Annotated in this window: 11 protein-coding genes; 5 read left to right on the forward strand and 6 right to left on the reverse strand. The window is 45.9% G+C overall.

Annotated features, from left to right (window positions below):
- Nucleotides 1-15: 15 nt before the first annotated feature.
- The 5 genes from AB4486_RS21710 to pilM are packed head-to-tail and all read right to left on the reverse strand — an operon-like array spanning nt 16 to nt 4505.
- The gene (locus tag AB4486_RS21710) at nt 16-1734 is read right to left on the reverse strand and encodes a type IV pilus secretin PilQ (protein WP_032545762.1); all 1719 of its coding nucleotides are present in this window, start codon (nt 1732-1734) and stop codon (nt 16-18) included.
- A gap of 35 nt (nt 1735-1769) precedes the next feature.
- The gene (locus AB4486_RS21715; protein WP_017063694.1) at nt 1770-2288 is read right to left on the reverse strand and encodes a pilus assembly protein PilP; all 519 of its coding nucleotides are present in this window, start codon (nt 2286-2288) and stop codon (nt 1770-1772) included.
- Nucleotides 2275-2904 (reverse strand): type 4a pilus biogenesis protein PilO, encoded by a 630-nt coding sequence (locus AB4486_RS21720; RefSeq protein ID WP_017061128.1) that lies wholly within the window; start codon nt 2902-2904, stop codon nt 2275-2277. The genes AB4486_RS21715 and AB4486_RS21720 overlap by 14 nt, the downstream gene beginning before the upstream one ends.
- Nucleotides 2897-3496 (reverse strand): PilN domain-containing protein, encoded by a 600-nt coding sequence (locus AB4486_RS21725; protein WP_017061129.1) that lies wholly within the window; start codon nt 3494-3496, stop codon nt 2897-2899. Before AB4486_RS21725 ends, AB4486_RS21720 begins: the two co-directional genes overlap by 8 nt.
- Nucleotides 3480-4505 carry a type IV pilus assembly protein PilM gene (gene pilM / locus AB4486_RS21730; RefSeq protein ID WP_017061130.1) on the reverse strand — a complete coding sequence of 342 codons (1026 nt, stop codon included), beginning with the start codon at nt 4503-4505 and terminating at the stop codon, nt 3480-3482. The genes AB4486_RS21725 and pilM overlap by 17 nt, the downstream gene beginning before the upstream one ends.
- A 151-nt stretch (nt 4506-4656) precedes the next feature.
- Between pilM and AB4486_RS21735 the strand changes: the two genes are divergently transcribed.
- The gene (locus AB4486_RS21735) at nt 4657-7218 is read left to right on the forward strand and encodes a penicillin-binding protein 1A (protein ID WP_372118592.1); all 2562 of its coding nucleotides are present in this window, start codon (nt 4657-4659) and stop codon (nt 7216-7218) included.
- Nucleotides 7219-7329: 111 nt separating this feature from the next.
- Here AB4486_RS21735 and oxyR read toward each other — a convergent pair whose 3' ends face one another.
- Nucleotides 7330-8223: a DNA-binding transcriptional regulator OxyR gene (gene oxyR, locus AB4486_RS21740; protein ID WP_017061132.1), complete on the reverse strand. Its 894-nt coding sequence runs from the start codon at nt 8221-8223 to the stop codon at nt 7330-7332.
- Between oxyR and AB4486_RS21745 the strand changes: the two genes are divergently transcribed.
- The 4 genes from AB4486_RS21745 to AB4486_RS21760 all read left to right on the forward strand — a co-directional run bounded on the left by AB4486_RS21745 (nt 8222) and on the right by AB4486_RS21760 (nt 12849).
- Nucleotides 8222-8401 (forward strand): hypothetical protein, encoded by a 180-nt coding sequence (locus AB4486_RS21745; protein ID WP_017096544.1) that lies wholly within the window; start codon nt 8222-8224, stop codon nt 8399-8401. The two genes, oxyR and AB4486_RS21745, sit on opposite strands and share 2 nt — an antisense overlap.
- 44 nt (nt 8402-8445) lie before the next feature.
- Entirely contained in the window at nt 8446-9174 is a 729-nt protein-coding gene (locus AB4486_RS21750) for a glutathione peroxidase (protein ID WP_017061133.1), read from the forward strand.
- A gap of 274 nt (nt 9175-9448) precedes the next feature.
- Nucleotides 9449-10915 carry a dihydrolipoyl dehydrogenase gene (locus AB4486_RS21755; protein ID WP_372118595.1) on the forward strand — a complete coding sequence of 489 codons (1467 nt, stop codon included), beginning with the start codon at nt 9449-9451 and terminating at the stop codon, nt 10913-10915.
- 245 nt (nt 10916-11160) lie between these two features.
- Nucleotides 11161-12849: a hypothetical protein gene (locus tag AB4486_RS21760; RefSeq protein WP_017063690.1), complete on the forward strand. Its 1689-nt coding sequence runs from the start codon at nt 11161-11163 to the stop codon at nt 12847-12849.
- Nucleotides 12850-12865: the final 16 nt, after the last annotated feature.

The raw sequence follows: 12865 nt of genomic DNA on the forward strand, positions 1-12865 counted from the left end.
TAATCTAATTGTTCATTACTGAATCACAACTTTGGGTGTGACAAAAATAAGTAGTTCACTTTTACCCACATTTTCATAGCTGCGACGGAACAATGCGCCCAAAACTGGCAGGTCCCCCAACAGAGGAACTTTATCCACTGTACTGCTCACGCTGTGCTGAAATATCCCGCCAAGCACGACAGTTTCACCATTATTAACAAGCACTTGCGTACCTATTCTTTGCGTATCAATGGCGACCGCTTCACCGGTTCCAGTTTTTACCACTTGCCCTGGCCTATCTTGAGTCACGCTCAAATCCAATACCAAACGATTATCGGGCGTGATCTGCGGTGTCACCTTAAGACTCAACACGGCTTTCTTAAATGCAACCGACGTAGCGCCACTTGAAGATGACTCTAAGTAAGGAATTTCAGTACCTTGCTCAATATAAGCCGGCTTTTTATTGGTGGTGATTAAGCGTGGACTAGAAATGATTTCAGCTTTTGACTCTTGTTGCAGTGCCGACAGTTCAAGATCGAGTAAGGTATCTGAACCCAGTTTGGCCACCTGAAACGCAATACTCGAGGCGTTCGGCGATGTTGCCCCTAAATTGACGTTGAGATAGTCATCAATCACGCTGCTGCCGCTATCGTCGTCATACGGCGTAATCGCTGATGGGTGGTTACCTTCGATTGAGCCACCAACGGTGAAGCTTCCGTTGGTTGAGGAAACGCCCCAGCGCACGCCAAGCTCATCAAGATTACCCTCAGTAACCGTGACAATACGTGCCTCTATCTGTACCTGCTTCACGGGAATGTCTAACGATTCAATGATGCCTCGGATCACGGCAATGTTTTCTTCCAATTCACGAATGAGCAGTGAGTTGGTGCGCTCATCAATGGTAATCGAACCACGATCGGACAACATGCTGACCGCACCTTCACCTCCAATCATGTCAGCGATGTCGGTGGCTTTAGCAAAGTTAATCTTGATGATTTCCGATTTAAGCTCCCCTAACTCCTCTTCTAAGCGCGATTTCTCTAACGCTTGTTGCTCTCGAAGGTCGAGCTCCGCTTTCGGCGCGACCAAGATAACATTGCCATCAACACGCTTATCCAAGCCTTTAACTTGCAAGATAATGTCGAGAACTTGCTGCCAAGGTACGCCATCTAAGCGTAACGTCAGGTTTCCGGCTACCGAATCAGACACCACGAGATTGAAGTCGTTGTAATCGGCAATCAGTTGCAGGACATTTCGTACCGGGATATCCTGGAAGTTAATCGATATCAGCTTGCCCTCTTTCTCTAGAACGCTTTTTTCTTTGGTCGCTTCATCGAGCACCGGTTTGCTGATCACCACCTCAATAAAGCGCCCCTTTAGGTTGTATTCATACTGATAGTCATTGCTAATCGTCGCTAGAAGCCGAGTGCTTGGTGTCTCTTTATAGACTTCAATGCCTTCAACCAAGGTAGCGAAATCCTTCACATCCAGCAGGTAGAGCTTGTCATCATCAACTTGAGTATTGATTAGCTCGATACTTAACCCTTCCTGAGCTCGTTGAACATCCACCACTGCTGTGCTGGTCGCCAGCTCAATAATGATGACGGCGTCTTTATCCTTATTGACCCTAAAATCAATATTCTCCAATTTGTTCGGTAAGCTCTCGGCATGGCTGAGCACGCTAACAACCAACATCACAGACACAGCAAAACCTTGTAGAGCCTTGCTCACTAATCCACTTATTCCTTTAATCATATTTACATCTCATATCCACATCATGTGACATTGGTTTACTTCAGAGCCAGCCTAACGTTGCGCTTATGCCAACAACCTAAGCCATCTGGAAGAGTTTCATTAATCTGAACGTATTGGCTCGTCACCTTAGTAACTCGGCCATTGTTTAAGCCGATAAACTGGCCTTTCTTGACGTTTACCACGTTGCCTTTGGGTGTTTGCACTAAGCCAAACACGCTTGAGCCACTGCCCATCACGCCTCTTAAACGAAGCTTACTCAGCGGGTACTTCTCTAACTTGCCATTACGAGAACGGGCGCTGGGTTGCCAACAGTCTTTCTTAACCAAGGGTTGGTTTTGCACAATGGCTTCTTTAGGCAGTTCAAAGGGAGGACGCAAAGATCGGCGCTGATAAGTCGCCGCCGTGAATTCAGTTGCTGGGACAAGTTGCTCGACGTCTTTTCTCGCCTTGGCTTCAACCTGCGCCACAAAATCTTGCAGTGAGTCTTGATTAGCTTTGCAGCCTGACAACGCAAGCATCAATACGATTGAGTAAAACGCGCTATTGGGTTTCATCATTAACCTCCGATTTAAACTGGTAGGTATAAGCTCGAACCCTAAAGTGCAGCGTGCTACTTTCTTGACTGACTCGCTGCCAATTCACATCATCAAAGCTAATAATACGCGGCAGCTTGGCGATGGCAGCAGAGAAGTCACCAATCTCGTGATAGTCACCTGTCAGCTCTATATTGAGAGGCAATCGATAGAGAAACTCCTTATTCTGCTTTTGCCCCCAATCGATTCGTGTGAAGGTCAGCGAGTTATCCAAGCCGAGCTCATTCACGGAGGCCAACATGCTCGCTAACTCCTTTTGAACGGGCAGCTGCTCTAATAGATAATCGTAGCGACTAGTTAGCTCATCCAACTGGCTCTGCAACTTAGGCAAGGCTGCAACCTTATTCGCCTTTATCCTCAAGGTCGTTTTTAAGGTCTGCTCCTGTTGCTTCATCTGTTTCAGTTCCTCGTCGAGCGGCAGCAGATACAGCCAAGTGCCAACACCTTGGATTAACACCATCAACACCAGAATCACGAGAAGCTGAGGCAACAATGGCCATTCGGTGATCTCATCAACATCGAGATCTTGCAAGCTCATCCTGTTTTGCCTACTAATCCTATTTTGAAGGTTAGCCATGATGCGCCCCCTTATCTTTTCTGCTCGCGGTTGTGTTTTCTAAAGACACAGGGCTAAACACAAAAGAGACCTTGAAGGTCTGAAACTCTTTATTGAAGCGCTTGCGGTTATGAACGATAGAGTGCATCTCGACCCCTTTCAAAGAATCTGAACGTTCGAGGTTGTCCAACATGGTGGCGAGACGAGCAGTGCTGTCGCTGATGCCCGACATTTCAATCTCCTGACCATTCATCTTTATCTTGTCGACATAGACACCCTCTGGAATCAGCTCCGGCATCAAGTTCATGAAGTCGGTGGTCTTATTACGGCCAAGCTGCAGCGACTCAACCACATCAAGTCGAGTCAGAATGGCTTTGTGTTCTTGCTCTGCGACTTTTAACGACTGAATTTGTCGGTCGAGCTCAGCAATGTACTGATTGAGGTAATTGAGGCGAGCTTGCTGCTTGGCTTGTTGATCGTGAAAATAGTGACCAACCGCCCATTGCCCTATAAGCGCAATGATGACGCCAAGAATGACCAGATGGATAAAACGCTTCTTGTGCTGAGCACGAATCTCATCACGCCACGGCAGCAGGTTAATTTGATGCAACATGCTTCTCTCCCTGCCACTTGAGCCCACTCATCGCCATACCCGCCGCGATACCAAAGTGTTGCCAGTCAATCGGCAGTCGGCGTCTCTTGGCGACCTTATTCTCAAATAAAGACAAAGGATTCAATGACTCGCAGCTCAACTGAAAATGGCGTTCTAGCTCTTCGGTTACCATAGGGATGCTGGCGCCCTCGCCCATCAACCAAATCCCTGAGATAGGTTGCTGCGCATTTCCCGATGAATAGAGCTGCAATTGACGCTTGAGCTTCTCAATCAGGTTAACAATGAATTGATGTGTCTCTTCCATAGTACCGAACACGCTCTCGATATCACTCGGGTCATCTGAGCTGCGAAGATCTTGAGTGCCAAAGGCGATGTCTTTATAGAAAGGCGCCGAATTCTGCGGGATAACCCCTAGCGAGGTTTGGTCGATTCCAACATCCACTAGCAACCAGTTTTTCTTATCGGGATACAGGCGCGAGGCCAATTGCCAGATATTAAGTAGCCCATGCGCCTGTGTATCCACCACCACAGGTTTGAAGCCAGCCTTGGTTAATGCATCCGCTCGGCTATCCACAACTTCTTTACGAGTGGCGTATACCTGATAACTGCTTGTCGAACCTTTACCAAATCGTTTGTCTTCCAGCTTTACAAAATCTAAACTCAGCTCCTCGATAGGAAAGGGAGATTGATGGGCGAAGGTTTGATAGATAGAAAACTCTTTTTCTCTGTCTTCTAACTCACTCTCTATTTGCAGTACTTTGCTGATCACCGTGTTATCAGGTACCGAAATGGCGACGTTGCGACAGCCAAAAGGCAGTCCTTTCCTAAGTTCTTTAAGTTTCTTAACAGTTTTCTGATACTCCAAAGTATGGTTAGCTGTAAAAATGTCGTCCGAAATCGGCAGCTCTTTGTATCCCACTAGGGCATACAACTCCCCCACGGGTTTTAGTACCACGGCTTTGATGCTGTGATGATTTATATCTATACCTGTAATTAATGATGAACCCATGTGACCTAGCTCCTGAAGTGCCAAGCATTTCGTTGATTATCTAGGGGTTGTGATTATTAGTTAAATAAGCGTTAATAAACGAAAGCTAAGTTTTTAGCCTAGAGTACAAGGGTTTGCTGCTTATCAGCCTTAACTAATCAGGGATTATCCGGTGAAGTTCATAAAGCGATTATTCATATTTACATTGATTTGCATGATTCTTGGAGTCAGTACAATTTTCGGGTTTTATTTTTACGTAAAACCAGAGTTGCCTGATGTTGCCACTTTGCGCGACGTAGAACTCCAAACGCCGATGCAAGTCTTCAGTCAAGACGGTAAGCTGATCTCTCAATTTGGTGAAAAGCGTCGTAATCCAGTCACTTATGACGAGATTCCTCGCCACTTAGTTGAGGCTCTGATTGCCACCGAAGATAGCCGTTTCTATGAACACCCAGGTATTGACCCAATCGGTATCACACGTGCAGCACTCGTGGTTGCAATGTCGGGTTCAGCCAAACAAGGTGCTAGTACCATTACTCAGCAGCTTGCGCGTAACTTCTTCTTATCTAATGAGAAAAAGATTATGCGTAAGATCAAAGAGATCTTCATTGCGATCCACATTGAGCAACTTCTTAGTAAAGAAGAGATCATGGAGCTTTACGTCAACAAGATCTTCCTTGGTCACCGTTCGTATGGTTTTGGCGCGGCAGCACGTGTTTACTTCGGTAAAGATCTTCCTGATCTCACGCTGAGTGAAATTGCGACCCTTGCGGGTATGCCAAAAGCACCTTCGACAATGAACCCTATTTACTCTGTTGAGCGCGCGACTAACCGTCGTAACGTTGTATTGCGTCGTATGTTAGACGAGAAATACATCACTCAAGCAGAGTTCGATGACGCTCGTAGCGAAGAGCTTATCTCGAAATACCACGGTGCAGAGATCGAACTGAGCGCGCCATATGTTGCTGAAGTTGCACGTGCTTGGATGGTGGAACGCTATGGTGAAGAAGCTTATACATCAGGCATGAAGGTCTACACGACCGTTGATTCGAAACTGCAAAAAGCAGCGAACCAAGCCGCAATTAAGAACCTACTTGGCTACGATGAGCGTCACGGCTACCGTGGTGCTGAAAAAGTATTGTGGCAGACTGCGCAATCAGCGTGGGATCAAGAACAAATCGTTAAACACCTTAAGTCTCAACCAACCTATGGTGACCTAGTCCCTGCTGTTGTTACCGCGGTTGATTCGAAAAGTGCTCAAATTTGGGTTAAGAACCAAGGTGAAGGCACTATCGAATGGCAAGGCATGAACTGGGCGCGTAAATTCCTAACGGATAACCGCCAAGGACCAGCGCCTTCTCAAGCGAAAGAAATTCTGGCGGTTGGTGAACAAATCTGGGTTCGCCATGAAGCCGTTACCGGCGATGAAGTCTCTGAAGAGCCGACAGAAGAGTCAGCGACTGCAGAATCAGAAACACCGATTGTATGGCGACTAAGCCAAGTACCGAATGCGAACACAGCATTTGTTGCAATGAACCCGAACAACGGCGCGGTATTGTCGATGGTCGGTGGCTTTAACTTTGTCCACAACAAGTTCAACCGTGCAACGCAATCTATTCGTCAGGTGGGTTCTGGTATCAAACCCTTTATCTACTCAGCAGCGATTGAGAAAGGCTTAACGCTAGCCTCACTGATCAACGATGCACCGATTAACCAATGGGATAAGAGCCAAGGTACCGCATGGCGACCAAAGAACTCGCCACCGACTTACGTGGGTCCAACTCGTTTACGTATTGGCTTAGCTCAGTCTAAAAACGTAATGGCGGTACGTGTACTGCGCGAAGTAGGTCTAGATGATACTCGTAACTACCTAACTCGATTTGGCTTTGATATTGATGAAGTTCCGCGCTCTGAAACCATTGCTCTGGGTGCGGGTAGCTTAACGCCAATGAAAGTAGCTCAAGGTTACTCAGTATTCGCTAATGGCGGCTACTACGTTGAACCTTTCTACATCAGCCGCATTGAGACACCATTTGGTGAGACTGAATTTGAAGCGACACCAAAAGTGGTTTGTAAAGACGATTGCCAACAGCAAATGACCTCAGACCCAATAGCTGATGAGTTTGCAGAGCAAGATGTGGATGCCAAAGTACAATACGCACCTCAAGTTATCTCTGAACAGAACGCATTCCTTGTTCGTGAAATGATGTACAGCAACATCTGGGGTGGCGGTGATTGGAGCGCAGGTACGGGTTGGAACGGTACAGGTTGGCGTGCACAGCCGTTGAAGCGTCGTGACATTGGCGGAAAAACGGGTACCACCAACGATTCGAAAGATACTTGGTACAGCGGTTACGGCCCTGGCATGGTGGCTACGGTATGGGTTGGTTTTGATAACCACAACCGCAACCTAGGCAGAACCAAAGCGAACTCAAATCTTGGTAAGAACCAAATTACGGGTGCAGAAGCTGGCGCGAAAACAGCAGAACCTGCATGGGTTGATTTCATGGGTACGGCGTTAGCGGGTGTTCCTGCTGAGCGTAAAGAGATTCCTGAGAACATCGTCCGTGTTCGTATCGACCGTGAAACTGGCTTACTGACCAACAAGTTCGATAGCTCATCAATGTTCGAGTACTTCGAGAAAGGCACAGAGCCAGCCGAGTACATCACTGAACGTTTCAATGATGACATCTACTCAACCTCATCAGGTGAAGCAGTAGAAGAACTGTTCTAACTAAGGTTTGTAGAACCTAGTAACATGAACCAACAAAAAGGGTTGATATGCATTCATATCAACCCTTTTTTTATATCTATATCTGACCAGACTAGGCTCTAAATTCAAGCGCTAAGCCGTCTTCTCCAGTTGAGTTCGAATCGTCTCAGCCAATTGCTCGAAACGTCCCTTCAATGGAGAGCCAGGACGGTAGGCAACAACAATGCGACGTGAAGGTGTTGGATTCACAGCAGGTACGTAACACACACCATCTTTCTGCTTCTCTTTCGGCACCGATAGCTGAGGAAGCAAGGTAATCCCCGCCCCCGCCGCGACCATGTTACGCAGCGTTTCTAAGCTGGTTGCCTTAAAGCGCTCATCATCTTTGGCGCCCGCAGCAAAACAGAAGCCCAAGGCTTGGTCTCTCAAACAGTGACCGTCACCTAGCGCAAGTACGGTTTGTCCATTTAGCTGCAGCATATCGACAGTGTCTTGCTGAGCCCACTCGTGGTCACATGGAACGGCAACACTTAACGGCTCGTCATACACATCGATCTCTTTGAACACCGCCGTTTCATCAACCGCAGCCAGTACTAAGCAATCAAGCTTGCCATCTTCAAGTTGGCTCACTAACTGATGGGTCTGAGCTTCATGCAGGTAAAGCTCAAGATCTGGGAAGCTCTCTTTAAGATGAGGAACAATCTTAGGCAAGATGTAAGGACCCACGGTTGGAATAAAACCAATGTGCATTGGCCCCGTCATCGCTTCACCGTGTCCACTCGCCATATCTTTAAAAGTTTTCACTTCATTGAGAATACGCTTGGCTTGTTCAACAAGTTGTAACCCTGATTCTGTAAATATCACCTTCCTTGGACTACGCTCGGTTAACTGAAGTCCAATTTCATCTTCGAGTTTGCGTATTTGACCGCTTAGTGTCGGCTGACTGACAAAGCACGCTTCTGCCGCTTTTCGGAAGTGTTTATGCTCTGCGAGCGCCACCAAGTATTCAAAGTCACGAATGTTCATGATCAGTCTCTTACCTCAGGTTTTAATAAGAACAAGGGTTCTAATAGAAACATTTAAAAGAAAAATGCTCTTGATAGAATTTACCTATCAAAACCATAACATCAAACGATTAGAGCTATCAAAGGATTTATCTAATAATGGGCTCAACGAAACGAAACAGAGCGAAGAAAAACGTTAAGCTCTGATAGAACAAAATTAAAAATACTATTTAAGGAAATCAATATGTTTGCATCTAAAGAAGGTCAATCAATCCCTCAAGTAACATTCCCAACTCGCCAAGGTGATGCATGGGTTAACGTAACTACTGAAGAGCTATTCAAAGACAAGACAGTTATCGTATTCAGCCTACCAGGTGCGTTTACGCCAACATGTTCGTCAAGCCACCTACCTCGTTACAACGAGCTACACTCTGTATTCAAAGAAAACGGTGTTGATGACATTCTGTGTGTTTCAGTAAACGACACATTCGTAATGAACGCTTGGAAAGCAGACCAAGAAGCGGAAAACATCACCTTCATCCCAGATGGTAACGGTGATTTCACAGACGGCATGGGTATGCTAGTTGAGAAAAACGACATCGGCTTCGGCAAACGTTCATGGCGTTACAGCATGCTGGTTAAAAACGGCGTGGTAGAAAAAATGTTCATCGAAGAAGACGTACCAGGCGACCCGTTCAAGGTTTCTGATGCAGATACTATGCTTAACTACCTTGCTCCTGAGCACAAAGAGCAAGAGTCAATCACAGTATTCACTAAGCCAGGCTGTCCTTTCTGTATGAAAGCAAAACAGAACCTAATCGACAAAGGTCTGAACTACGAAGAAGTGGTTCTAGGTAAAGATGCAACAACAGTAAGCCTACGTGCAATCTCTGGTCGCACTACCGTTCCTCAAGTATTCATCGGTGGCAAACACATCGGTGGTAGTGAAGAACTAGAAACTTTCCTAGGCTAATCGCTTCATCGCCGATATAGGCTTAGAAGTATCAGCTAACCCACCCTCTTGTGGGTTAGCTATTCCAAACACTCTTATCTGAGTTTTGGGAAAAAGAATATAGCTGGTGACTCGCCTGTCTTTTACTAACCTATAGTTAGCAATAAAAGCAGAGTCACAAGCTAAACCTAATAAAACAGAATCACAAAACTGACCCGCAATCCTGACTCTCAAAAAATCATCAGAGTTGGAGGGGTTCGTTCAAACCAAATTTAGCCATTGCGAGAAAATTATTATGAAACAAGTCAATGTAGATGTAGCAGTTATCGGGGGCGGTACGGCAGGTTTAGGTTCTTACCGCGCTGCAAAAGCACACACTGACAGTGTCGTGATGATTGAAGGTGGCCCTTACGGTACAACCTGTGCTCGTGTTGGTTGTATGCCATCTAAACTGCTTATTGCAGCTGCGGAAAGCGTACACCAAATCGAGAAAGCTCCGGCTTTTGGCGTTCACCCACAAGGTGATATCGTGATTAACGGCCGTGAAGTGATGAACCGAGTGAAGTTTGAGCGTGACCGTTTTGTTGGTTTTGTTTTAGAAGGTGTTGATGAAATCCCAGAGCAAGACAAGATCTCTGGCTACGCAAAGTTCTTAGATGACAACACACTACAAATTGATGACCACACGGTTGTCACCGCTAAGCGTATTGTTATCGCGACCGGTTCTCGCCCTGCATACCCTGCCGTTTGGAATGAGCTTGGCGATCGCCTGATCATTAACGACGACGTGTTCAGCTGGGATGATTTACCAGAATCGGTTGCGGTATTTGGCCCTGGTGTTATTGGTCTTGAGCTTGGTCAGTCACTGCACCGCTTAGGTGTGAAGACCAAACTGTTCGGTTTGGGTGGTCAAGTTGGCCCAGTAACTGATCCAGAGATCATGGCTTATGCAGATAAAGCTTTCAATGAAGAGTTCTATCTCGATGCCGACGTGAAAATCGAAAGCATGAAGCGCATTACCACTGAATCGGGTGAGCCACGTGTCGAAATCCAGTTCATCAATAAACAAGGTGAATTAGAAACTAACGTCGTTGAATACGTACTAGCAGCAACAGGTCGTCGCCCTAACACTGACAAGCTTGGCTTAGAGAATACCTCTCTAGAGCTTGATGAACGTGGTGTGCCAATCGCAGACCACTACACGCTACAAACATCACTACCATCAATATTTATCGCTGGTGATGCGAGTAACCAACTGCCTCTACTGCATGAAGCAGCAGACCAAGCTCGTATTGCGGGTGACAATGCAGGTCGCTTCCCAGAGATTCGTGCAGGCCTACGCCGCTCTAAAATCTCGGCAGTATTCTCTGACCCGCAAATCGCGATGGTTGGTGAAACCTACAAAGAGATCACCACACGCTTAGGCACATGTGGCTGTTTCGCAACGGGTGAAGTGTCTTTCGAAAACCAAGGTCGTTCACGAGTGATGCTTCGCAACAAAGGTATTCTGCACGTATACGGCGAGCAAGGCACAGGCCGCTTCCTTGGTGCTGAGATGATGGGACCAAACGCAGAACACTTGGCTCACTTATTAGCATGGGCACACCAGAACAAGATGACGGTTTCTGAGATGCTAGACATGCCGTTCTACCACCCAGTAATCGAAGAGGGTGTACGAACTGCCCTACGTGACCTGAATGCGAAACTGCACCTAGGCCCAGAGATGGTGAAACACTGCCTAGATTGTGGCCCTGGTTGTTAAATTATTGATATTTAATATAAATAGCTTACCTTTGGTAAGCTATTTTTCTATTTACCCACATATTTCATAATGTTTTCCACACCAAGTATGATTAAAGTCACTTGGTTACTTTTAGATACATTTCGACACTTCCATTCATCCCCTTGCATACCTCTATAATAGTAACTCATCGAAAGGTGACCTTTATTCCATAAAGGGAATTTTCAGCAATTTACTACAACTAAAATGTTCACAAGGAAGATGTAATGTTCAAACAAAGTTTGCTAGCAGCAACCATTACTTTGGCTTTAATTGGGTGCGGCTCAGACTCCAATTCAGGATCAAGCGAGGAAACTATAACCTCATACCAATTTATTGATTCTGCTGTTGAAGGGTTATCATACACAACAAGCTCAGGGTTAAATGGAGTAACGGATTCAGAAGGGAATTTCAACGCCCTCCCGAACGATTCAGTCACCTTTTATATTGGTGGTCCTGATGGTGTAAAAGTAGGAGCAGCTTCAGTGCAAGAAGTAGTAACACCGTTTGAAGCAGCTGGTAAATACAACAGAGCGATAAACTTAGCGGTTCTACTCCAGTCTGTTAATAACCAATTTGGTAGTTCCGGAAGCGGCGTTTTAACTATCCCGGAAAAGCTACAAGACAGAGACGATCAGCAAGTTGCTGATGCGTTAGTCAACCTTAGACTCGACAATATCAGCAGTGTTGAGACTTTTTTAACTGAGATTGGCGTTGCTTCCACGAACATAGTGACTGACGCTGAAGCTATCGCACATATGTCTGATTCTTTTGGTGAAATGGTGCGTGGAGACGTTGATACCAACAACCCGTTCGCACAAGGTGGTCATAAACACGTACGCTATATCGATGTTACTCAGTATAAAATCGCTACAGACTTAGACCCACAAACATTTACCTACGTACATGCAGATAAAACCCTGCCAATCGAGCTCTTTGAAAAAACTCGTGGCATGACATCTATGGACTTCACTTTAGATTCAGAAAACGTAGTTATGCTTGCTGGCTCAAACGACACATCCCTTTCGGAAAGCAGAGCTGAAGATTATTTAAACTGCCTCGCGGCAGGCCATAACTTTGTTGATAAAAGCTGTGATGGAATCCCCGACGAAAATTATTCGATCATTAAAAATGGGACATTCGCTTACCAACTGCAAGACCCTGAAGGTGTTCAAGAAACCAACGAACCATTTCCTTGGGATGAGTTCAATTTTGGTCCATTCCAAGCAAGCACTATTAGTGAGTTAAATCACTTCAATGAACGAGTTCGAGACGATAAAGATGATGGAGATATCGACTCCGCATGGCAGCGTGAAGTTATCTCAGGAGCTTACGACCCGATTACTGGCATCTACACAGAGATTACTAACAAAACAGAGTTAAATGGAGATAGCTGTGATCTATCGCCATCAAGTTGCACCGATAGCCGAAACACTCAGTTAGTCGCATTCTATTATCCTGTAGATGAGGCTGGAGGTGAGCGCTACGTAAACTTTGAAGGTGAATGGGTTAACACTCAGATTTGCGCAGACAACTCCGTAGCGAAGGAAAGCTACTCTTTCTCAGAATCCAATGTCACCATCAGCGGTTCGGAATGTCAAAATGGAACCGCACAAGACAATACCCATGACGAACCATACACCTATGAAGATTTAGCTAACATCGATTATTGGTGGTTCAACCAAACAGGTCGACAATCTCAGGCAACCCTTACAGAGTTGAACACGGTCGTGCGCTTCTGTGATCAAGATGACTATGTTCAGGGTGACGTGTGCTCTGACAATAAAGAGTATTTCGTCAAATGGGAATACCAACCTGCTGGGACAGACTGGGATCAAGGCTTGTTAATCCGCACGAAGAAATCTAAGTCGGGTCAAGTTGTTGGTCGTAGCATAATGCAAAAAGTATCTAGCTAACTGTTTCAGAATTAGT

The organism is Vibrio sp. 10N.222.55.C6, from assembly GCF_041473395.1.
Taxonomy (GTDB): domain Bacteria; phylum Pseudomonadota; class Gammaproteobacteria; order Enterobacterales; family Vibrionaceae; genus Vibrio; species Vibrio crassostreae_C.